This is a genomic window from Streptomyces sp. NPDC007905 (assembly GCF_042959345.1).
GTDB lineage: Bacteria > Actinomycetota > Actinomycetes > Streptomycetales > Streptomycetaceae > Streptomyces.
This window is the reverse complement of the sequence record NZ_JBIBKS010000014.1, coordinates 150598-171880: the sequence shown is the minus strand read 5'-3', so window position 1 is coordinate 171880 and position 21283 is coordinate 150598. Positions and strand designations below refer to the sequence as shown.

General features: G+C 69.2%; 16 protein-coding genes and 4 pseudogenes. 9 read left to right on the top strand and 11 right to left on the bottom strand.

Annotated elements, in window-relative coordinates; all coding sequences use genetic code 11:
• Positions 1–228 precede the first annotated feature (228 nt).
• Positions 229–325 (top strand): annotated as a pseudogene (locus tag ACFZDC_RS24920).
• Between the two features lie 36 nt (positions 326–361).
• Here the strand turns inward: ACFZDC_RS24920 and ACFZDC_RS24915 are convergent.
• Positions 362–754 carry a VOC family protein gene (locus ACFZDC_RS24915; RefSeq protein ID WP_391327205.1) on the bottom strand — a complete coding sequence of 131 codons (393 nt, stop codon included), beginning with the start codon at positions 752–754 and terminating at the stop codon, positions 362–364.
• 164 nt (positions 755–918) lie between these two features.
• Here ACFZDC_RS24915 and ACFZDC_RS24910 point away from each other — a divergent pair, with 164 nt between their 5' ends.
• Both ACFZDC_RS24910 and ACFZDC_RS24905 read left to right on the top strand, forming a co-directional pair.
• Complete coding sequence (locus ACFZDC_RS24910; RefSeq protein ID WP_391327203.1) at positions 919–2037, top strand: aminotransferase class V-fold PLP-dependent enzyme; 1119 nt, start codon at positions 919–921, stop codon at positions 2035–2037.
• Positions 2038–2256: 219 nt separating this feature from the next.
• Positions 2257–3495, top strand: coding sequence for a SpoIIE family protein phosphatase (locus ACFZDC_RS24905; protein WP_391327201.1), 1239 nt, complete (start codon positions 2257–2259; stop codon positions 3493–3495).
• 150 nt (positions 3496–3645) lie between these two features.
• Here ACFZDC_RS24905 and ACFZDC_RS24900 read toward each other — a convergent pair.
• Positions 3646–4407, bottom strand: a pseudogene (locus ACFZDC_RS24900) (NADP-dependent oxidoreductase); the annotation flags it as partial.
• A 69-nt stretch (positions 4408–4476) separates the two neighbouring features.
• Here ACFZDC_RS24900 and ACFZDC_RS24895 point away from each other — a divergent pair.
• Both ACFZDC_RS24895 and ACFZDC_RS24890 read left to right on the top strand, forming a co-directional pair.
• Complete coding sequence (locus ACFZDC_RS24895) at positions 4477–5502, top strand: helix-turn-helix domain-containing protein (protein ID WP_391327334.1); 1026 nt, start codon at positions 4477–4479, stop codon at positions 5500–5502.
• Between the two features lie 246 nt (positions 5503–5748).
• Positions 5749–6291 carry a GNAT family N-acetyltransferase gene (locus tag ACFZDC_RS24890; RefSeq protein WP_391327199.1) on the top strand — a complete coding sequence of 181 codons (543 nt, stop codon included), beginning with the start codon at positions 5749–5751 and terminating at the stop codon, positions 6289–6291.
• Positions 6292–6382: 91 nt separating this feature from the next.
• Here ACFZDC_RS24890 and ACFZDC_RS24885 read toward each other — a convergent pair whose 3' ends face one another.
• Together ACFZDC_RS24885 and ACFZDC_RS24880 are read right to left on the bottom strand one after the other, a co-directional pair.
• Positions 6383–7693 (bottom strand): DUF5933 domain-containing protein, encoded by a 1311-nt coding sequence (locus ACFZDC_RS24885; RefSeq protein WP_391327197.1) that lies wholly within the window; start codon positions 7691–7693, stop codon positions 6383–6385.
• Between the two features lie 445 nt (positions 7694–8138).
• Positions 8139–8399 (bottom strand): cytidine deaminase, encoded by a 261-nt coding sequence (locus ACFZDC_RS24880; protein ID WP_391327333.1) that lies wholly within the window; start codon positions 8397–8399, stop codon positions 8139–8141.
• 1052 nt (positions 8400–9451) lie between these two features.
• On the opposite strand from ACFZDC_RS24880, the gene ACFZDC_RS24875 reads away from it, so the two are divergent.
• Positions 9452–11221, top strand: coding sequence for an MOSC domain-containing protein (locus ACFZDC_RS24875; protein ID WP_391327196.1), 1770 nt, complete (start codon positions 9452–9454; stop codon positions 11219–11221).
• Positions 11222–11515: 294 nt separating this feature from the next.
• On the opposite strand, the pseudogene ACFZDC_RS24870 reads toward ACFZDC_RS24875, so the two are convergent.
• Positions 11516–11761: pseudogene (locus ACFZDC_RS24870) on the bottom strand (chitinase); the annotation flags it as partial.
• Positions 11762–11937: 176 nt separating this feature from the next.
• Here ACFZDC_RS24870 and ACFZDC_RS24865 point away from each other — a divergent pair.
• Both ACFZDC_RS24865 and ACFZDC_RS24860 read left to right on the top strand, forming a co-directional pair.
• Complete coding sequence (locus ACFZDC_RS24865; RefSeq protein ID WP_391327194.1) at positions 11938–12567, top strand: DUF4253 domain-containing protein; 630 nt, start codon at positions 11938–11940, stop codon at positions 12565–12567.
• A gap of 255 nt (positions 12568–12822) precedes the next feature.
• Positions 12823–13042, top strand: a pseudogene (locus tag ACFZDC_RS24860) (HEAT repeat domain-containing protein); the annotation flags it as partial.
• A 167-nt stretch (positions 13043–13209) separates the two neighbouring features.
• On the opposite strand, the gene ACFZDC_RS24855 reads toward ACFZDC_RS24860, so the two are convergent.
• The gene (locus ACFZDC_RS24855) at positions 13210–13578 is read right to left on the bottom strand and encodes a response regulator (protein WP_391327192.1); all 369 of its coding nucleotides are present in this window, start codon (positions 13576–13578) and stop codon (positions 13210–13212) included.
• A 153-nt stretch (positions 13579–13731) separates the two neighbouring features.
• Positions 13732–14544 (bottom strand): maleylpyruvate isomerase family mycothiol-dependent enzyme, encoded by an 813-nt coding sequence (locus ACFZDC_RS24850; RefSeq protein ID WP_391327190.1) that lies wholly within the window; start codon positions 14542–14544, stop codon positions 13732–13734.
• 733 nt (positions 14545–15277) lie between these two features.
• Here ACFZDC_RS24850 and rox point away from each other — a divergent pair.
• Complete coding sequence (gene rox, locus ACFZDC_RS24845; protein WP_391327188.1) at positions 15278–16705, top strand: rifampin monooxygenase; 1428 nt, start codon at positions 15278–15280, stop codon at positions 16703–16705.
• A gap of 181 nt (positions 16706–16886) precedes the next feature.
• Here rox and ACFZDC_RS24840 read toward each other — a convergent pair whose 3' ends face one another.
• Genes ACFZDC_RS24840 through ACFZDC_RS24825 form a run of 4 tightly spaced genes read right to left on the bottom strand, consistent with a single transcriptional unit; the run spans position 16887 to position 21053 of the window.
• Positions 16887–17756, bottom strand: a complete 870-nt coding sequence (locus ACFZDC_RS24840) for an ABC transporter permease subunit (protein WP_391327186.1) — start codon at positions 17754–17756, stop codon at positions 16887–16889.
• A complete protein-coding gene (locus ACFZDC_RS24835; protein WP_391327184.1) occupies positions 17753–18724 on the bottom strand; it encodes an ABC transporter permease subunit in 972 nt (323 codons plus the stop codon). The genes ACFZDC_RS24840 and ACFZDC_RS24835 overlap by 4 nt, the downstream gene beginning before the upstream one ends.
• A complete protein-coding gene (locus ACFZDC_RS24830; RefSeq protein WP_391327182.1) occupies positions 18718–20058 on the bottom strand; it encodes an extracellular solute-binding protein in 1341 nt (446 codons plus the stop codon). Before ACFZDC_RS24830 ends, ACFZDC_RS24835 begins: the two co-directional genes overlap by 7 nt.
• Positions 20055–21053: a GNAT family N-acetyltransferase gene (locus ACFZDC_RS24825; RefSeq protein ID WP_391327180.1), complete on the bottom strand. Its 999-nt coding sequence runs from the start codon at positions 21051–21053 to the stop codon at positions 20055–20057. Before ACFZDC_RS24825 ends, ACFZDC_RS24830 begins: the two co-directional genes overlap by 4 nt.
• Positions 21054–21283: the final 230 nt, after the last annotated feature.

Genomic DNA, 21283 nt, shown 5'->3' with positions numbered 1-21283 from the left:
GTGATCTCTCCTCGGTAGTGGGCCCGGCCAGCCGAGACCCTTCACGATGACCTGCCCGGCCAAACCTCACAGCAGGAACGGTGCGGTGACGGGCTGCGGATGGCGTGAATGCCGTCCGGCACGGCGTGCCTCAGGCAGACCGCGTCAAGAGCGCATCAGTCGCCCGTCAGGGGGCGCTGCCAATCTGGTTCACGTGAACGGGCCGGGACCGCACCGGGCCGGGAACGAGGAGAGGTGCCCGGAGCGGTTGATCGGGGACCAGCGAGCACGCCTCACGGTCGGGCCCCCTTGGGGGCCCACGCAGGTTCGAATCCTGCCCTCTCCGCTCAGCTACCGCCGGCTCTCCATCTGACCCACCCTGTCAGGCGCTCGCGCCCCTGGGCAGGAAGAGGCAGAAGGGGTGGCCCGCCGGGTCGTACAGGACGCGTACATCGTCCTGAGCTTGGAGGTCCGCCACGGTCGCTCCCAGGGCGAGGGCATGTGCGACGGCTGATGACAGATCGTTCACCTCGATGTCCAGATGCATCATCATCTGCTGCTCGGACTGGGTGGAAGGCCACTGCGGTCGTGTGAAGTGCGGCTCTGTCTGGAACGACAGCCCCGCAGCGCCGTCGGGAGATGCGATCTCAACCCAGCCCGGTTCCTCCTTCCGCACCCGCCAGCCGAGCAGGTCCTGGTAGAACTGCGCGAGCTCATGGGCGTTCGGTGCATCAAGAGTGGTCGCGGCCAGCGTGAAACGCGGTTGGGTCGTCATGCAATGCTGCTGCCCGGATTCACTGGCGCGAGGCGCGTAGCGTGCGGGCGGTGGGGACGCGCACGTGGGCGGCGGGGCGCCGGTCCGTCCGACGCGCGGTACTCCGCACGGGCGCACCTGCCACCACACCGCGCGGCCTGCACCGTCTCGAAAGGACGAGCCCCGTGCTCACGTCGTACGCAGCCCACTTCGACACCCCAGCCGGGTACCTCGACTTCGCACGGTTCGGACCGCCGTCGCGGGACGCCGTAGCCGCCACCACACAAGCCATGGCGGACTCCGCCCGCGCCGACCACACCACCGTGGACGAGCTGATGCGCGCCGAAGCGGCCGCACGCGACTCCGCCGCCCGCCTGGCGGGCAGCGACGGCCAGCACACCGTTCTCCTGCCGAACGCATCCACCGGCCTGTTCCATGCCGCCCTCGGCATCCGCGAGGGTGTGGTCCTCGCTCCGCGCACCGACTTCCCCGCCAACCACTATCCGTGGCGCCGCACCGCGGACCTGGGCCGGGCAGTGCCTCGCTGGCTCGACCCGGCGCCCGGCGGCGGCGTCACCGCCGACCTGGTCCGCGCCGCGCTGACCGACGACGTCGTCGCCGTGTCCGTCAGCGCCGTGGACTTCCGCACCGGCTTCCGTGCCGACCTGGCGGCGCTGCGCGAGGCGATCGGGCCGCACCGGCTGCTGATCGTGGACGCCATCCAGGCATTCGGCGTGGCCGAGATGGCGTGGGAGGCGGCCGACGTGCTTGTCGCGGGTGGTCAGAAATGGCTGCGCGCGGGATGGACGGGCTTTGCGACACTGTCCGATCGTGCACTGGAAGCTCTGGAACCCGTCCTCACCGGCTGGACGGGCGTGGAGGACGTCGGCCTCTTCGACGGAACGGAGCACCCGCCCGCCCCGGACGCGCGACGATGGTCGATCACCCATCTCAGCCCGGTGACGGCCGCCGCGTTCGCCGCCGCCCTCGACCTCGTCGAGCGGCACACCGTGGCAGCGATCGAGGCAGCGATCGCCACGCGGATCGCCGAACTCACCGAAGTGGTCCACAGGCTCGGCGGACGCGTCCTGTCCCCCACCGACCCGGCTCAGCGCGCGGGAATCCTCTCCTTCACCATGCCGGGCCACGACCCATCCCTCGTCGCGAAGGCGTTGCACGCCGAGGGGGTCACATTGACCGTGCGCAACGACTCCCTCAGGCTCTCCCCGCACGCCTCCACCCCGCCGGAAGCGTCCGAACAGGTCGCCGCCGCACTGTCATCGCTACAGAGCCGAAGGACGTGAAGCCGGTCAGCAGGTCTGGCTCGCCCGCACCTACGAGGAGCTCGTCTACGGAATGACTCCGTCCGACCGATGGGCAGGTGGCGGGGTTGCGGAGAGCCGACCAGCTTGGTCTGCGGCTCTCCTGCGCCCGATTGAAGAAGTTTGTACGTGTAAGGGATTTGTACCCCCATGCCTGGGATGCTGGAGAGGTCAGCCGGTCGAGGCAGAAGGGGTGAAGGCGTGGATGCGGAGCGCATGCTGCAGTCGCTCACCGGGATGCTCAGGGAAAGCCACCTGGCCGGCTTCGACCAGCTGCCCGACTTGATCGCCCGGCACGCCGCAGAAGCGGGCCTGGCAGATGTGCGGATCTACCTGGCGGACCTGCGTGAGGAGGTCCTGCGGGAAGTCACCGGGCTCGGACTGGACGCAGCGCACGGCGGTGACGTCGTATCCGTGGAGGGCACGCTGCCCGGGCGGGTGTTCGCCAGCAACCGCCCTCAGGGGGGCGGCGGTCCTGATCACGCCGGCTGGTGGGTGCCGATCCTTGACGGCACCGAGCGGCTGGGCGTCCTGCGTGCGGACCTGACCGACGGTGCCGACCTGGAGCAGCTCAAGACGGTGGCATCGCTGGTCGGCATGCTGGTGGTCAGCAAGCGGCCCAGCAGCGACGCCGCCGCGCGCCTGTCGCGTACCCAGACGATGAACGTGGCCGCGGAGCTGCAGTGGAATCTGATGCCACCGCGGGCATTCGCCAACCGTGACGTGGTCATCGCGGCCGCGATGGAGCCGGTGTATGAACTCGGCGGGGACGCATTCGACTACGCGATCGCCGCAGGCACGGTCCACCTGGCGGTCTTCGACGCCATGGGGCACGACAGCCACGCCGGGCTGGCGGCCAACCTGGCCGTGGCCGCGTGCCGCAGCCAGCGCCGCCAGGGAGCCGATCTGGCCACCACCGGCGAGCGCATCGAGCAGGTCCTGGTCAGCCACTTCGGCCACGACAGATATGTCACCGCGATCCTGGCCAACCTCAACGCCCGCACCGGACGGTTCAGCTGGATCAACCGCGGCCACCTGCCCCCGGTCCTGATCCGCGGCGGCCGCTGGACCACCACCCTGTCCTGCCCGCCCGCACACCCCCTGGGCACCGAACTGAACCTGGGCGCCACCCTGTGCCGCGAGCAGTTGGAGCCCGGTGACCGCGTCCTGCTCTACACCGACGGCATCACCGAGGCCCGCGACTCACGCGGCCGCGCGTTCGGCCTCAGCCAGTTCACCGACTTCATCATCCGCCACCACGCCGACGGCCTGCCGGTGCCCGAAACCCTGCGCCGCCTCATGCGCGCCGTCCTGGACCACCACGGCGGCGAACTCGGCGACGACGCCACCGTCGTCTGCTTGGAATGGCGCGGCCCCAGCCGTAACACCGAACTGCGTCCATCCGCCTTCCATCTCGCCCGCGGGCCGGACCGGTCCTGACCGGGGTCCGGCCCGCATCGGGCCTTCAGAACCCGGGGCGGCCGACAGACCGTTGCCCTTTCTTGCTGAGCGTCGGCGCCCGGCCGGCAGGACGGGTCCCGTATGTGCTCGCGCTGGTGCGTATCCCACGCGGCCGCGTGGCGGCTGCGGTCAGGGAATGGCGAGGACGATCTTGCCGGTGGTGCGGCCCAGCTCACCGATCTCGTGCGCCTTCGCAGCCTGTCCCAGCGGCAGGACCGTCTCGACCACCGGCTTCAGCGCGCCCCGCTCCACCAGGGCGGCGATCTCGCGCAGGCCCAGGTGGTCGGGCTCGACCAGGACCCATACCGCCCGTACCCCTTCCGGGGCGGCGGGGACGTCGTCCGGGCCGGGCAGAGTGATCAGCCGGCCACCGGCCCGGAGTACCTTCAGCGAGCGCTCGGCCGTCTGCCCGCCGAGTCCGTCCAGCACTACGTCGATGTCGGTCACAACGTCTTCGAACCGTGCCGTGCGGTAGTCGATCACCTCGTCCGCGCCCAGCTGTCGCACCAGGTCGTGCTTGCCGGCACTGGCCGTGCCGATGACGTACGCACCGCGGGCCTTGGCGATCTGCACCGCGAAGTGGCCCACTCCCCCGGCCGCCGCGTGCACCAGCACCCGCTCACCGCGACGCACCTTCGCCGCGTCCACCAGGGCCTGCCAAGCAGTCAGCGCGGCAAGCGGCAGCGCCGCTGCCTCCACGTGCGTCAGGTTCGCCGGCTTCGGGGCGAGGTGCCGGGCCGGCGCCACCACGTACTCGGCGTATCCGCCCGCCTGGCGCGGGAACAGCGGCATCCCGAAGACCTCGTCACCGGGACGGAACATCCCCACGCCGGGTCCGACGGCCTCGACCGTGCCGGACACGTCCCAGCCCACCGCCGGCACGGCGTCCCACTCGATCAGGGCACTGCTGGCCGTTTGGCCACTATGTGACAGGATCTGGCCATGGGTGAAACGCGAGGGATGATCATGGAGGACGATCGGGACCGAGCGGAGGTGGTGTCCCAGCGGCACCGGATCGCCGTGCTCGCCCTGCCCGGAGTCCCGCCCTTCGAGCTCGGCATCCCCTCCCGTGTCTTCGGCAGCGTGGAGGACGCCGAGGGCCGCCCGCTCTACGAGGTCACCGTCTGCACCGCCGACGGCGCCCCCGTGCCCAGCGACGCCGGTTTCATCGTGCAACCCGCGGCCGGCCCCGAAGCCCTCGCCGCGGCGGACACCGTGATCCTCCCGCCCACACACGCCATGCCCGAACTGGGCCGCGGCGGCCCGCTGCCACCCGAGGTCACCGCGGCCATCGCGGGCATCCGGCCCGGCACCCGGCTGGTGTCCATCTGCACCGGCTCCTACGTGCTCGCAGCGGCCGGGCTGCTCGACGGCCGACCGGCCACCACCCACTGGAACCTGGCCCCGGAGTTCCGCCGGGCCTACCCGCACGTCAAGGTCGACGAAGACGTCCTCTTCGTCGACGACGGCGACGTACTCACCTCCGCAGGCGTGGCCGCCGGCGTCGACCTGTGCCTGCACATGATCCGCCGTGATCACGGCGCGGCCGCCGCCAACCGCGCCGCCCGCATGTGCGTCGTACCGCCGTGGAGGGACGGCGGGCAGGCCCAGTACATCGACCGCCCCGTCCCCGAACCCACCGCCACCAGCACCACCGCCACCCGCGCCTGGGCCCTGGAACACCTGGGCGAGCCGCTGTCCCTCGCGCAGCTCGCCGAACACGCCCGGATGAGCCTGCGCTCCTTCACCCGCCGATTCCGCGACGAAGTCGGCATGACCCCCGTGCAATGGCTCACCGCACAACGCCTGGAACTGGCCAAGCATCTGCTGGAGAGCACCGACCTGCCGATCGACCTGGTCGCACACCGGGCCGGCTTCGGCACCGCGAACTCCCTGCGCGCGCACATGAGAGCCGGCATCGGCATCTCACCCGCCACCTACCGCCGCACCTTCAGCCCCAACGACCTTGTCGGAAGCCGCGGTTGACGAACGTCATGTGTGTCGGGCCGCAAAGTGGGGTGGCCATGTGCGGGGCGCTTCACTGGCAGGCGCAGTGCGCGAGTCGCCGGTGCAGCCGAATCGAAGGGCCGGCAGGTGGCCCGCAGGAGCCGTCGCCGGTGCCGGCAGACACCATCGCCGCCGGGGCGGGAGAGCCCCCGGGAAACAGGGGTGGGCCCTGTGCCTGGCCCCGGTTATCCTGCCTCGTCCTGAACAGGCCAGGGAGGTCCCCCTATGAGCAGCACCACGTCGTCCTTTCCCGAGCGGATCGAGCTCTCGGGGGAGGGTCTCGTCCTCCGCGACTGGACGGAGGCGGACCTGGACGCGATGCCGGAGCTGTTCAACCACCCCGACATCGCGTACTGGACACCGATCGTCTCCCCCTTCGGCGAAGCGGCCGCCCGTACACGGCTGGACCGGGACCGGCAGCTGCGGGTGGAGGGCACGGCCATCCTGCTCGCCATCACCGTCGCCGGCGGCGCACCGCTCGGCGAGGTGATGCTGCGGCGTGCACCCGAGGGCACGGAGCTCGGCTACGCGGTCGGCCCGGCGCACCGCGGCCAGGGGCTGGCGGCGCGAGCGGTGCGCGTGATGGCCGCGTACGCCTTCGAGCAGCTGGGCACGGAGCAGGTGATCCTGGAGCTGGAGGCCGAGAACGCCGCCAGCGTCGCCGTGGCCAGGAAGGCGGGCTTCAGACTGCTCGACGTGCCGCTGATCACGGGTGAGGAGAAGGGGCGGCCCTACGCCCTGCAGACGTGGGGTCTGGACCGCCCCTGACCCTCAGCCTCCATCGCGAGCACCGACCGCACGCTCGCCCCAGGCCCATGACCGCCGGCTTCCAAGGTGGAATCCGCTCATGGACCAACAGTTACGGGACCGCCCCTAGTTCGGGCTCGGGTCTGGGTTGGGGTTGCGGTTCCGGTTGCCGCGCTGGTGCGGCCTTCGGTTCCCACAGTTTGGTGGTGCGTACGTAGGCGTGGACCACTGAGGCCATCGCCAGAATGAGAAGTGGGCCGAACACCCAGGGGTGTTCGGCCATCTCCGCTGGAAGATAGCGATATGACACCAGCAGCGCGGCGAAGACGGCTGCGCCGTAGGTGACCAGCCAGATTCCTGACCGATCCCAGCCACGTTCGAGTGAGCGCAGCCCTGCCTCGATCGTGACGGTGAACACCACGCCGGCAACGAGATCCGCGCCGTAGTGGTAGCCGAATCCCAGCGTTGCGCCGAGCGTGGCAATCAGCCAGAACGTGCCTGCGAATCGCAGAATGCGTGGGCCCTTGCGGGAGTGAATGAAAATCGCGGTAGCCCACGCCGTGTGCAGGCTGGGCATGCAGTTGCGTGGGGTGATCTCGTCGAATGGCATGCGGTGCGGGGTGGTGAGCGGTGACGGCGTGTCCGGCCACAGGTTGGCCACGGCCCAGTGCCCGCCGTCGGCGCCATAGGCGAAGACGGGTCCGACCACCGGGAAGAGCATGTAGATGCCCGGGCCGAGAAGGCCGATGACCAGAAAAGTGCGCACGAGATGATGGCTTGGGAAGCGGCGCTCGGCCGCCACGTTTCGCAGCTGGTACATCGCGACGATGACCGCGGCCATCGGGAGCTGAGTGTAGACGTAGTCGAGAACATGGGCGCCGATCGGACCGCTGGCCGAGACGAGCCGGCCCACCTGCCACGAGGGGTTGCCCAGTGCGTGATCGGCGGTTGCCACGTACTGGTCGAGCACCGCCGGGCGGGTCTTCGACGTGATGAGCAACCAGGTGTCGCCAGTCTTGCGGCCGGCCACGAGCAGCAGGCCCAGCCCGACGCCCTTCAGCAGCAGGACTCGTTCCTGGCCTGTGCGGCGCGTGACAGCGATGACCGCATAGCCCAAAACCACCCACAACGCGCCGTTTCCGAAGGGGTGGCCGTCGGTCACCTTGACATGGACCGCCCACCGCACGAGAAAGAAGACGACGTCGATGCCGATCGCGACACCAACCGCGATGAGCCGTTGCCGCCAGGTGAGGACCACCATCATCAATGCCAGACTGGCGTACAGCAGGAAACCCGACTTGGGGGGAAGTATCACCTCTTGCGCCTGAGTGGTGATCGGCCCCGGCAGACCGTAGCGACGTGCGGCAATCTCGAGCGTGATGAGGAATGCGAGGGTCACCACACCCGCTGTGGCCCACAGCATCGCCCGTGGTTGGCGCCCTGCGGCGAACGAAATTCTGTTTATTCGCGGAAACATCCGCGATGGTCTAGGTATCAATGGTTTTGGCCGATTTGTTAGTTATTACTTGAACAGGTCATTCTTCGTGCCGGATAGCATGACTTCGCGGTGAAAGACAGGCGATGAGGGCGCTCGTCTTGAGTTCGATCATGCCATCGGAGCGGTGCGGGCGGGTTGAGTTGGTCATGGGTTGTCCGAAGGTCGGTCGATTCTGGCCGATGTTCCAGCGCCTTGGGAATGACCATGAACCTGGCTCGCGGTCACAAGGCCTTCTACCGCACCGTGGTGCCGGACCAGGGGGATGAGGAGACCTGGCATCGGCCGACCAGAACTGACCGAGCACATTGCTCGCCATCTCGGCCGCCTGGCAGGGATTCAGCCACTGTCAGCCCGTGCTGAGTGGCGGGGTTTACAACGCGTCGAGTTGGTGGTCGGCCCAGACATGGCTTTCGGGTAGCAGGTCGGTGATGAGGACCAACTCGGCGCAAGGTCCTCCCGTGAAGTGGTAGACGTTCACCGCGGTGATGATCCGGCCGTCCTGGGCACGGGCCGCGGCCGCCATGGTGTGGTTGTCCCCTCGACACCGCGCGTGAGCGACATGCGCTGCCGCCTGGATGAGTTCGTGGTCGACGTCGCGGGTCTGCGTGGTCGTCTTCTCTGCCTTCGCCAGGTGTCAGGCGACCTTGACCCGCGTAACGAGGGTGCGCAAGCGAATATCGGCCGGGTTGTCTGTTCCGTCAGTTGATGTAGGGGCGGATCATGCTCTCTTGCGGTAACGAAGACGAGCGAGATGCGTGCCCGGCGCCCGTGAGGCCGACCGGGACGGGGCAGACCGCCGATCTCAGTCAGCACCAGCGTCGATGCCTTGCCCATCGCCCTCAGCAGGCCACGTGGGACATGGGACAGCGGTCCGGATCCGCAAGCCACACCGCTGCGCAGCGCTCGGCGAACCGGCTTCGTCGGCCTGGGGTTCAAGTTCACGGTTGGATCCAGGCCCAGCCCCTGGGCGGACAGCCATGGTGGGGCAACGCCGTCCGGGTCGGCGCCGCCGGCGACCTGAGCGTCCAGTTCGCCCAGGGCGGTGGTGGGCTTGGCCGAAACAGCGCGGCAGGCATCGACGATGGGCACGGCCCTGTCCGCCCTGTCGTGGCGGTTGCCCGTCCGGCCCAGACCAACGAATGCTAACCGTTCATACGAGGTTATCTGGTTGGAGTGGGTCTCGTTGGCCTAACCTCTCAAGTGAAGACAATCGGTTAGGAGTAGGTGCCGTGATAGATCGAGAACGGCACGACAGGCTGCTGGACCTCCTCAACACCACTCCGGTGGCGGGCGGGGTCGTCCAGGATCAGCTGGAAGACCCCGCAAGCCGCCGAACCCTGGCAGAAAGATCGCGGCGGCAGCGGCACCGCAGCCGAGCGCGAACACCTCCTACGGGCCCGTGACGCCCTCCAGGAAGTGGTACTCCATGTGATCATTCTGGGCCGGCGTGGCACCGCTCCGCCACCGCGCAACCATGCGTGATCCGAATGATCAGACGGAAAAGAATAATGACCTGCCCGGTTTCCCGCACCCATCGAGCGTTCGGAAATTCTCGGCTCATTCCCCAATGGCTCATGATCGACAAATAGCGGACGCCACAGACCAAGAACTAGGATCGGCGGGAGTACACGCTTCACAGCGCCATGAGGGGCTGCCCCCGGCCACCCACGCAGGAGGTCCGCGATGGCGACGCTGCTGTCCGTCAACGTAGGAACGCCCAAGAACGTCTCCTGGCAGGGGAGAACCGTCCACACCGGCGCCTGGAAGTCCCCCGTGGACGGGCCACGAATGGCGCGACGGCTGAACATCGAGGGAGACGGTCAGGGAGACCTGGCAGGCCACGGCGGCGAAATACGCGCCGTTCTCGTCTACCAACTCCAGTCCTACCAGTACTGGCAGAAGCAGCTCGGCCGTGACGACCTGACCTTCGGGATCTTCGGGGAGAACTTCACTGTCGACGGCCTGCCCGACAACGAAGTGTGCATCGGCGACAGGTACCGCATCGGCGAAGCCGAATTCGAAGTCACCCAGCCCCGCGTCACCTGCTACCGCGTCGGTATGCGCCTGGGCGAACCCACCATGGCTGCCCTCCTGGTCGCCCACCACCGCCCCGGCTTCTACCTTCGCGTCATCACGGAAGGAAGCGTCCAGGCCGGCGACGAGATCACCCTCACCCGCAAGGGCCCGGAGGAACTCAGCGTCGCGGACACCGACGCGCTGCTCTACCTTCCCGACCGCGACCCAGAAAAGCTGCGCAAAGCGCTGAACGTACCCGCCCTCAGCCCCGGTTGGCAGCAGTCCTTCCGCGAACTCGCCGCCGCTCTGCCACCGACGCAGGAGCCGGGCTGGCCAGGCGAACGCGCCGGCGCCCGGCCATCCAAAGAGGCACCGGGATGGCCGGGCTTCAAGACCATGCGTATCTCCCGCATCGCCCGCGAGACACCCACCGTCTCCTCCATCTACCTCGACACCACCGACGGCACCTCTCTACCGCAGGGCCGCCCGGGCCAGTACCTCTCCATCCGCCTGGCCGTCGGCGAGGCCGCACCCACCGTGCGCAGCTACTCCTTGTCCTCCGCGCCCTCAGCCGGGGCCTACCGGATCAGTGTCAAGCACGAGCCCCACGGCCAGGTCAGCCACTACCTCCACACCAGCCTCCACCCCGGGGACCTCGTGGACGTCGCAAGCCCCCGCGGCACCTTCGTACTCGAAGAAGGCACCGACCCGGTCGTCCTCGTCTCCGCGGGCATCGGGGCCACTCCCGTGCTGGCCATGCTCCACCGACTCGCCGACCAGCAAGCCCCACGCCCCGTCTGGTGGATCCACATCGCCCACGACCGCGCCCATCACGCCTTCGCCGACGAATCCCACGCCCTGCTCGCACAACTCCCCCACGCCCACGAGCACATCTACTACACCGCGGTCAACGCCCCGGCCTCCGAGCCCGACTTGCCCCACGTCACACTGGGTCGGCCGACCGCCGCATCGCTGGCGGCCATGGGCATCCCCGCCGACGCCGATGCCTATCTCTGCGGACCGACCGCGTTCATGAACGACTTCAGCGCGTTCCTGCACGATCTCGGCCTGCGTCCCGAGCGGATCCATACCGAACAGTTCAGCGCGCTTCCCGCCATCAACCCCGGTGTCACACCCACGGCCGTGATCCGGCCGCACCAACCGAGCGGTCCCCCGGGCTCCGGCCCTCTGATCACCTTCGCCCGCAGCGGCATCACCACACCGTGGTCACCGGCTCACGCCTCCATTCTCGAGCTCGCCGAGGCCTGCGACGTCCCCACCCGCTGGTCCTGCCGCACCGGCGTCTGCCACACCTGCATCACCCAACTCGTCGCCGGTGACATCACCTACACCACCCCGCCCCTCGAACCCCCAGAACCCGGCACCATCCTCGTCTGCTGCAGCGAGCCCACCACCGAAGTCATCCTCGACCTGTGACACTTGGCCTGCTTGCCTGCCGCAAAGGAGCATCCCTCGCGAACTTGAGCCAGAACCCCGGCTCGTGAAGCACGGCTCGGCCGGAAGCCACCGGTCGTCCAGTGCCTTCCGGCCGGACGTCGATGCCGAGGTTGTGGTATCGGCGGCAGCGGCTCGATCCGTGCCCACAAGTCGTCGTCGGCCCAGAGCGGGTGAGGAGCGGCCTCGTAGCTCAGGCCGCAGGCTCCCTGATTGGCACCGCCCGTCCGGCCGGCCCGGTGACGACTCAACTCTCAGGCATCAACGGGTGTGACGGCCCTGCGTGAACGGCTCGAAGGTGCGGCTGAAGTACCAGGTGTCCTGGGCGATCCCGGAGCAGGAGTTGGCGTCGGCGGTGCCGACGCAGCCGCCGTTGTCGCGCTGGAGCGCCCAGAACGAGAGGGTGTCGATGCCCTTGGCGACGGCCCATTTCTCGGCCGTGACCGCGTCCTGGGTGGTGAAGGTCTCCTGCGGCCCGTAGTCGTCGATGCCGGGCATCTCGGTGACGCCGATCATGCCCCAACTCCGGCCGAGGGCCCGCCAACGTTTTGGACGGTGCTATTTGTGGCTCTGTCAGAGGTGCGTCGTAGATTCCGGTCGTGCCCGAGCCTTTGAGTGAAGATGTCAGACAGTTGTTGAACGACTTGCCACCTGGCCGACTGATCGGGCCGTGTTGTGCTCCGCATCCCGTGGTGTGGATGAGCGACGGACCGGTCATGGACGCGGCCGACTGGTGGAAGCGTCTGTACACACGTCGTTGTGAAACCGGCCTGTATCCACTGCTGCTTGAGTACCCCGATGACTCATTCCAGCCGGTGGGCGGTGACTACGGGGCTGACGTCGATGCCGCTTCGTACTTCCTGAGCCAGTGGAAGGACGGCTCTTGGTTGCCTTTCCAGGAGTGGCCCGGTCTGGCGAGGCCGGCGGCGGCGGTGACTGACGTTGACGTGTGCGCGGGTGAAGTGGCGTCCGCCCTCGTCCGCGACGGTCGAGCCCGGTGTCTCGCACTCGTCCAGGTCACGCGGGGGGCCGATGCGCCCGCCGCCCTGAGCTGGCTCGGGATGACGAATCACATGACTGCGCAGGAGCTGTCGGCAGTGCTGCGCTCCTGGGAGGACCGGTTCGGTCTCCGTATCGTGGGCTTGGGACACGGAAGCTTGTATGTGTCTGTTGCCGCTCGGCCGACGGATGCCCACCAGGCCCGTGTCCTCACCGCCGAGCACTACCTCGCCTGTCCAGATGTGTTCTACGTGGACCCGAGCCTCGACTGGTCCACCTACCACGAGGACCTCATGAAGCGTCGTGAATGGTGGTTCTGGTGGGACTGAGAATCTTCTACTCGGTGAGAGAGAGGTAGCAAATGTGAGTGGCGGCGACGCCCGCGGAGGCGAGGAAGTCAGGACACCGGCCCACCGGACACCGCCGACGGCATCGCCCTGGCCAGCCGGCCCGCTCCAGCGAGCTTCGCGCCGCCCCCAGGTGTTCCGCAGGTCGGAACCGCATCCGAGGGCAAGCCAGTCGGCCGGTTGGGCACCGCAGCGCGTCCCCACAGCCGCGACGAGTTCGGCGAGGACACGCATACCATGCCGGTCGTGGCGATGTTCGTGCACTTGACGTCGGCGGCGAACGCGCCGCGCATCCGCCGTTCCGGCATTCGTGCCGTCAGTGTCGGTCAGGGCGGTACCCGTGGGGTGTACTGCTTCCCCGTGCTGCCGTCGTACGCCCTCACCCATCAATGATCAATGGTTGCGCGAGCTGGCCCGGTTCGGCAGCAGGGGCGGACTGGTGGCCGTCCACCTACGCGCCCGGAACGATGACACGCGCCTATTGACGGCAGTCCCCAACTCTCATTTCGGCTGGAAACGCCTGCGCGCACGCTGATCAGCACCCGGCCGGCCCGTGGCACGGGAACACCCGTGCGCAACGCGCCCGCCACTCCCCCGCGTCGTTCCGTCGGCCAGGGCCCCGGGTTACTGCAGCACCCTCCCGAGCTCCGCAAGCAGCTGCGCGTCTCCGAACGGCTTCACCAGCCACCCCGTGGCGCCGGCCTTCTCGCTCTCGTCCACCTTGGACGGCTCCGGCTTCGAAGCCAGCACGATGATGGGCGTGGACGTGTAGCGCTCGTCCTTGCGTGCCTCGCGGATCAGCGTGACCCCGTCCACCTCCGGAACCATGATGTCGGTGATGATCGCGTCGTAGGTGCCCTGTGCGGCGAGGAGGTCCAGCGCTGCCCCGCCGTCGGCCGCCTCCGTCACCTCGAAGCCGTTCAGCCGCAGGACGTCGCCGACGGACCGGCGCACCACGTCGGAATCGTCCACCAAAAGGATCTTCTTCGCCACGATGCCCTCTCCGCTTCTCTTCCGGAGCCTTCCCCTGACCACTCACACTTCACCGGCGGTCTGGGAACGAAACCTCATGCGTTCCCCGGTGCCCGGCCGGGCCCGGGCTCGGACGGCCCGGCCGCCGGGAGGCTGAGGAGTGGGGTGTTCTGATCAGAAGGCCGTGTGGGCGAACCAGTGGTCAAGCGTCGCGGATTGGCCCGTCACCTCGAAGGTGGCCTCCTTGTACGACCGACGCCCGTAGAGCAGCAGCAGGAGGTCGGCAGCCTGCGCCCGTACCGTCGTCCGCGCGTCGGACGGCGCGGTGTCGGCTTCCGCTCGGGGCAACAGGCGGAAGCCCTCCGGCTCCAGTCGGACCCGCCACTCTTCGCCGGTGCCAGTGCCGGAGTCGGCGCACTGGAACACGATGGTCTCGCCGCCACCGTTCAGTTGGGCCACGGCCGGGGCGAAGAGATGGGCGTTGGGCAGGTTGACGAGGAATTCGTCGACTCCATCTGCTGCCAGCTCCGGGTCGAGGGGTGACTCGCGGCCGACGGAGAGCTCCGCGTCGACCCGGTGCACCAGCGTTTCGAACAGCATCCTGCGGGCCCAGAACCGGGCGTGCTGGTCCTCGCCCCAGGCCCACATGGGCGCCTCGGGATCCGTGGCCTGGAGCACGGCGGCCACCTGCGGGATGCCCGCAGCCACCCAGTGGGCGTATTCCCGCGTGCTGTCCGGCAGCCCCAACTCCACGTCGCGGTTCCGGGGCGGCTCCTGCACCAACCGGGACAGCAGGGTGCAGAACCAGCGCTGCAGACTCCCCACGTGGCGGGTGAGGTCGGCAATCGTCCAGTCGGGGCAAGAGGGCACAGGAGTTGCCGGGTCCACGCCCTCGACCACCTCGACCAGGCGTGCCGTCTCTCGCTCGATCGCCTGCCGGTAAGTGGTGTACGGCAGCGGGTGCACCGCCGTTCGGTTGCTGTCCACTTCGCATCGCCCTTTCGTTCGCGGGACTCGTCCCGCCGTCATCAACCGCACCGTCGGCGTGCCAGGTGCAGGTGCCAGGTGCCAGGTGCCAGGTGCCAGGTGTCAGGTGTCAGGTGTCAGGTGTCAGGTGTCAGGTGTCACCGGGGATCCTGCATCATGATCCACCATCCCGGGCGCCCGACGTCCTGTGGATCCCCGTGAGCAGCCCGGTCTGAGCTGTGCCACCCATGGCCGGGTACGGGACGGGGGGCGAAACCCCGACGACGGGTCGCGGCAGGCGACCGCGTCACTGCGGCGCGGCCCGACGCCGGTGACGTACACGATGAAGGGCTCGCACGGTGATACGACCGCACGTGGACGGGTGATGCGCCCCGGGCCGTCTCCCGGCGTTGCCGACCAGCTGGTCAAGCGGTACGTCGGCCGGGTTCGCGGAACGCTTCGGGAGAAGCCTGTCCGCCCAGAGGGGGCGGCAAAAAGCAAAGGCAAGGAGGTCACCCACTCCTTGCCACTCTCAACTTATAGCTCATGGGGGGCCTTGCGGCAAGCCCCCGGTCGTGTTGCAGAATCTCCGGCCGAGGCCAGAACCTGCGGGAATCGGGGATTCGCGAAGTACATGCGTTCTGTGACGAAACATGGGTCTGCGGAACGTAGAACTGCCGGTGGGACTCGCGGTGCGGTTGCGGCACTCGGCGCGGTGCAGCCGGCCGAAGTGCAACGCGGAATGGGGGCTTTGATGATGGACGTGATCGTGGTCGGCGGCGGACCGACCGGTTTGATGCTCGCCGGCGAGTTGCGGCTGCACGGGCTGCATACGCTCGTACTGGAGAAGGAGGCGGAGCCGACCAGAGTGGTCCGCGCGCTCGGCCTGCACGTGCGCAGCATCGAGGTGATGGACCAGCGGGGTCTGCTGGAGCGGTTCCTCGCGCTCGGCCGGCAGTACCCGCTCGGTGGTTTCTTCGCCGGCATCACCAAGCCCGCGCCCGACCGGCTGGACACCACGTATCCGTACGTGCTCGGCATCCCACAGCCCACCACCGAGCGCCTGCTGACCGAACACGCCACCGCGCTCGGCGTCGAGATCCGGCGCGGCTGCGAAGTGGTCGGGCTGGGCCAGGACGACCACGGGGTGACCGCAGAGCTGGCCGACGGCACGCAGCTGCGCTCCCGCTACCTCGTCGGCTGCGACGGCGGCCGCAGCACGGTGCGCAAGCTGCTCGGCGTGGGCTTCCCCGGCGAGCCCACCAGGGTCGAGACGCTGCTGGGCGAGATGGAGGTGGCTGCGCCGCCGGAGACGGTGGCCGCGGTGGTGGCCGAAGTCCGCAAGACCCAGGTGCGGTTCGGCCTCGGGCCCATGGGGGACGGGGTGTACCGCGTCGTCGTGCCCGCGGAGGGGGTGACCGAGGACCGCTCGGTCCCGCCGACCCTCGAGGATCTCAAGCGGCAGCTGCGGGGGTTCGCCGACACCGACTTCGGCGTGCACTCACCGCGCTGGCTCTCCCGCTTCGGCGACGCCACCCGGCTGGCCGAGCGCTACCGGGTCGGCCGGGTGCTGCTGGCCGGCGACGCGGCGCACATCCACCCGCCGATGGGTGGGCAGGGCCTCAACCTCGGCATCCAGGACGCGTTCAACCTCGGCTGGAAGCTGGCCGCCGAAGTGGGTGGCTGGGCGCCCGAGGGGCTGCTGGACAGCTACCAGGCCGAACGGCATCCGGTGGCCGCCGCCGTGCTGGACAACACCCGCGCGCAGATGGAGCTGGCGTCCACCGAACCGGGTCCTCAGGCCGTACGCCGGCTGGTGTCGGAACTGATGGACTTCGAAGAGGTGAACCGGTATCTGATCGAGAAGATCATCGCGATCGGGGTCCGCTACGACTTCGGCGAGGGCCACGAACTGCTCGGCCGGCGGCTGCGGGACGTGCAGCTGAAGCGGGGGCGCCTTTACGAGCTGATGCACAGCGGCCGCGGGCTGTTGCTCGACCAGACCGGCCGGCTCTCGGTGGCGGGCTGGGCGGACCGGGTCGACCACGTGGTCGACGTCAGCGAGGAACTGGACGTGCCCGCGGTGCTGCTGCGGCCGGACGGCCACGTGGCATGGGTCGGTGACGACCAGCAGGAACTGCCCGGTCAGTTGCGCAGGTGGTTCGGCGCCGCTGTCGGCTGAGCGCGCGGCTGTGGCCGTGAAACGGCCGGGCTTGTCTCCGGCCGGGTACGGCGCCGTCCGGTGCCGTACCCGGCCGGCTCGAAGCTTCGCGCAGCACGCCGGCTCCGGAAAGTTCCATGTCAACGCCGGCCACGGTTCCATCCCGGGTGTGCCCCGCCGCCCGACGGGCGAGAGTGACGCTCTACTTGAGGCCGCTGAGCATGACGCCGCGGATGTAGTACTTCTGCAGCAGCAGGAAGAGGATCAGGACCGGCAGGATGCTCAGGACGAGGCCGGCCATGACGATGGGCATCGTGCGGGTCGGGTCGACGTAGTCCTGCAGGAGCTGGATGCCGACGGGAAGGGTCATCACGTCCGGGTTGGCGGTCGAGACGAGCAGCGCCCAGATGTACTCGTTCCAGGCGTCGACGAAGGTCAGCAGGCCGAGCGTCACCACGACCGGCTTGGTCTGCGGCACCACGATCCGCCACCACACGGCGAACTCGCCGGCCCCGTCGATGCGCGCGGCCTCGAGGACCTCGTCCGGGATCGAGACCATGAACTGGCGCATCAGGAAGATCCCGAAGCCGTTGACGAGGAAGGGCATGGCGAGCGCCACGATGCTGACGGTCAGGCCCGCGCCGCCGCGCCCCAGCAGGTCGTTGCCGCCCGCCAGCGGCCAGTGCACCAGGATCAGGAAGTGCGGGATGAAGAAGAGGAACGGCGGGAACATCATCGTCGACAGCACGAGACGGAAGATGAAGTCCCGGCCGGGAAAGCGGAGTTTGGCGAGCGCGTAGCCGGCGAGTGACGACGTGAGCAGCACCGAGCCGGTGATCACGGCGGTGGCGATGACGCTGTTGCGGAAGAGTACCGGCAGGTCGAGCTGGTCGATCGCGGCCCTGTAGTTGGACAGCTCGAACGCCTTGGGCAGGAACCGGTACGGCAGCGTGCCGGACTCGCCGGGACCCTTGAAGGACGTCATCACCATGTCGAGGAACGGCACCACCGTGAGCACGGCGCCGGTCACGACCACCAGATACGACAGCCACGGGAAACGGCGGCGGATCATGCGTCCTCCCCTTTGCGCCGGAAGATCCACAACTGCACCAGGGTGACCACGAGGACCACCACGAACAGGACGAAGGCGGCGGCGCTCGCAGTGCCCCAGTCGCCGTAACTGAAGGCCTGCCGGTACATCTCCAGCGCGGCCACATTGGTCGCGTCACCCGGGCCGCCCTTGGTCATCACGATGATCAGCGCGAACGACTGCAGCCCGGTGATGAACTGGGTGATGCACACGAACAGCAGGGACGGCCGCAGCAGCGGCAGCGTGATCTTCCAGAAGACGGTGACGGGGCCGGCGCCGTCGAGCGCGGCGGCCTCGTAGTACGACTCGGGAATGGACTTCAGCCCGGCGGTCAGGATGAGAATCGCCGTGCCGACCGCGGCCCAGGCCTGTACGACCACGACCGAGGGCAGCGCGGTGCCCGGGTCCTGCAGGAACGCGATGGAGCCGAGCCCCAGGGCGTTGAGGACGCCGTTGACGAGCCCGCCCGGCTCGTACATGTACTTCCACACGTTGCCGATGGCGACGACGGTCGTGACGATGGGCAGGAAGTACAGGGTGCGCCACAGCCCCTGGAACCGCAGCTTGTCGATGCAGGTGGCGACGAGCACCGAGCCGGCGAGCGCCAGGGCCACGGTGCCCAGGGCGAACAGCAGCGTATTGGTGAGGATCGGCGCCAGGAACGTGGATCCGTCCGCGAAGAACCCGGCGAAGTTGTCCAGGCCGACCGGGTCGATGTCGCCGAGGTCGAACCCGGCCCAGCGGGACATCGACAGCAACAGCGCGAAGCCGAGCGGCAGGATCAGGAAGACCGCGAAGAACAGCAGCGTCGGCGCCAGGAAGAGATAGGCGACGAGGACCTGGCGGCGCCGGGCCTGGATCCGTGCCCGACCACGGCCGTCGACGGCGGGCCCGGCGGACTGCCGGCTCGGCACCCGCTCGGGCGACTCCGGCGCCAGGGTGTTCACCATGAGCGCGACACCTCCTGATCGACCTGACGACGGGTGGTGCGCAGCGCCTCGTCGACGGACTGCTGGCCGGTCCACAGCGCCTCGATGTTCTTGCGCAGCAGCGACTTGGCCTGCTGTGCGCCCGGCACGTTCGGCTCCGGCACCGCGTACGCCAGCGCGTCCAGGAACGGGCGCAGGTTCGGATCGCTGCCCTCGCCGAGGAGCGTGCGCATGTCGTCGGCGCGACCGGTCAGGGAGCCGACCGACACCTGCAGGGAACTCATCCGGGTCGCTGTCGCGCCCTTCTTGGCGCTCTTCACGCTCACCTTCTCGGTGTTGAGCCAGCGCAGGAACTCCCAGGCCTCGCGTGGGTGCTCACTGGCCGCGTTGACCCCCAGCATGAAGCCGGTGGAAAGCGTGGCGCGCTTGTCGTCGGCCTCGGGGACGGGCAGCGGGGCGACGCCGACGTCGCGGTAGTCCTTGCCCATCTGCTCCTTCAGGCTGCCGGTCCACCAGCCGGCGCTGACCACCATCGCCACCTGCCCGGACGCGAACGCCTTGTAGACGTTGATGCCGGGGGCGCTCGCGCCTTTGACGACGAGACGGTGCTCCAGATCGAACACGGCCCGGCCGGCCGGCGAGTCGATGGCGGTGCTCCTGCCGTCCGCGGAGACGAACGTTCCGCCGGCGGCGTTGAGCAGGGCGAGCGTCTGGCCGACGGTGGTGGAGTCGTCGTAGGTCGACAGCCCGAACCCCTGGACCAGCGTGTTGCCGTACCGGTCCCGCTTGGCGGTGCCGTAGGCCGCCTCCTCCAGCTCACGCCACGTGCGCGGGGGGCCGTCGATGCCGGCCTCGCGCAGCAGCCGCTTGTTGTAGTAGAGGGCGTACGTCTGCACCTCGGTGGGGTAGCCGTAGACCTTGCCCCCCACGGACGAGGAGCGGACCGCGGCCCCGCCGTAGCCGCGCCGGATCTCCTCGGCGTGCTCGGCCGGAGCGGGCCGCAGGACGCCGGCCTGGACGAGCTGGCCGTTCCACAGGCAGTACGGGTGGACGATGTCGGCGCCCTGGCTCGCGGCCTGCCGGACCATGAACGTGGTCAGCAGTTCCGTGAACTCGACGGCCGTCGTCCGTACCTTCACCCGGTGGTGGGTGGCGTTCCATTCGTCGACCGGTCCCTGCAGGGCCTCCTTGAGCTCCCCGCTCGCGTAGTGGGAGAGCAGGGTGAGGACGATCGGATCCCCTGGGCGCCCGGTGCCCTGGTGCGGTGCGGCGCATCCGGCGGCGAGCAGCGCCGAGGGGAGCGCGAGCGCGAAGTGCCGGCGGCTCAGGCCGCCGGTGCGGCGTGACAGCGTCATCCGGCGGCCTCCCGGCGCATCACACGGAACACCCGGGTCGTGGTGAAACCGGCCTTGCGGTACAGGCGGCCCGCCGGGGACTGCTCGCCGGTCCACAGGAACCACGCCGAGTGCGCGCCGCGCGCCCGCATCCGCTCCAGCACCAGGTGCAGCAGGATCTTGCCGAGTCCGGTGCCGCGCATCTCCTCCAGCACACCGAACGGGCCGAACCGCTCGTCCACCGACTCGTACGCGCCGTGCATCGCCCAGCCGACCAGCCGGCCCGAGGGGTTTCGGACGACGACGATCCGGTCGAGCGGCGTGCCTGCGACCAGGCACTCCCGGATCGCGCGTGCCCAGTCCGGGCTGAAGTGGCTCCCGGCGAGCGCGACAAGGTCCACCAGGTCGTCGTCGGACGGGGTGGCGAACCGGTAGCCCTGGGCCGTCAGTTCGTCCGCGCGGAGCGCGACACTCTCCGGGAGTCGATAGCCGACCAGGCCGCGGTCCATCGCCGCCGCCTCGTACAGAGTGCGGAAGTCCAGGGATTCGAGGAGCCCCGCCGCTTCCGGGTACGCCTCGGCGTCCAGGCCGGGGAGGATGTAGTGCGGGGTGTACGAGGAGAAGTCCACCCTGGTACGGCCGTGGCTGTGCAGCCAGTCGAGGACGTCGGTCAGCAGCCGGCGGCCGAGACCGCGCCCGCGGACGGCCGGGGCGACGAAGAAGAACGGGATCCAGCCCTGCTCCGGCTCCAGGTCGGTGCCGGTCATCGGCGTCAGTCGGCGCACGGCGTAGGCGGCGCCGAGGACACGGTCGCCGTCGACGGCGACCCGAAGCCCCTCCGGATCGAAGTTGGCGTCCAGCAGCACCAGGGAGCGGAAGCGGTCCGGGGTGATCGGGTCGGCCGGCGCACTCCGGCGCCACGCCTCCACCAACCGCGGGCCGTCGCCCGCGCGAAAGCCACGAATCCCGGCCCGGGGTTTCGTCGTGCGATCGGTCGTCGGCGGGGATGTCGTCATCGACGGGTAGTCCTTCCATACGCAGGTCGCGGACGGCATGGAACATCGCCCGCGGCGCTGCCTCTGTCTGGTGGGGGGTGCGCTGCGGCCATGGGGATGGGGCCCGCATGGCGGGTCGGCAGCCGGGGCGGCGCCTCCTGGGAGACACCTCGTGGGCGACGCCGGTGGCCGCCAGGGCCCTCCGCGGCTCGGGGTGGCCCCGGGGCCCGAGGGCGTGGCTGAACCGGACC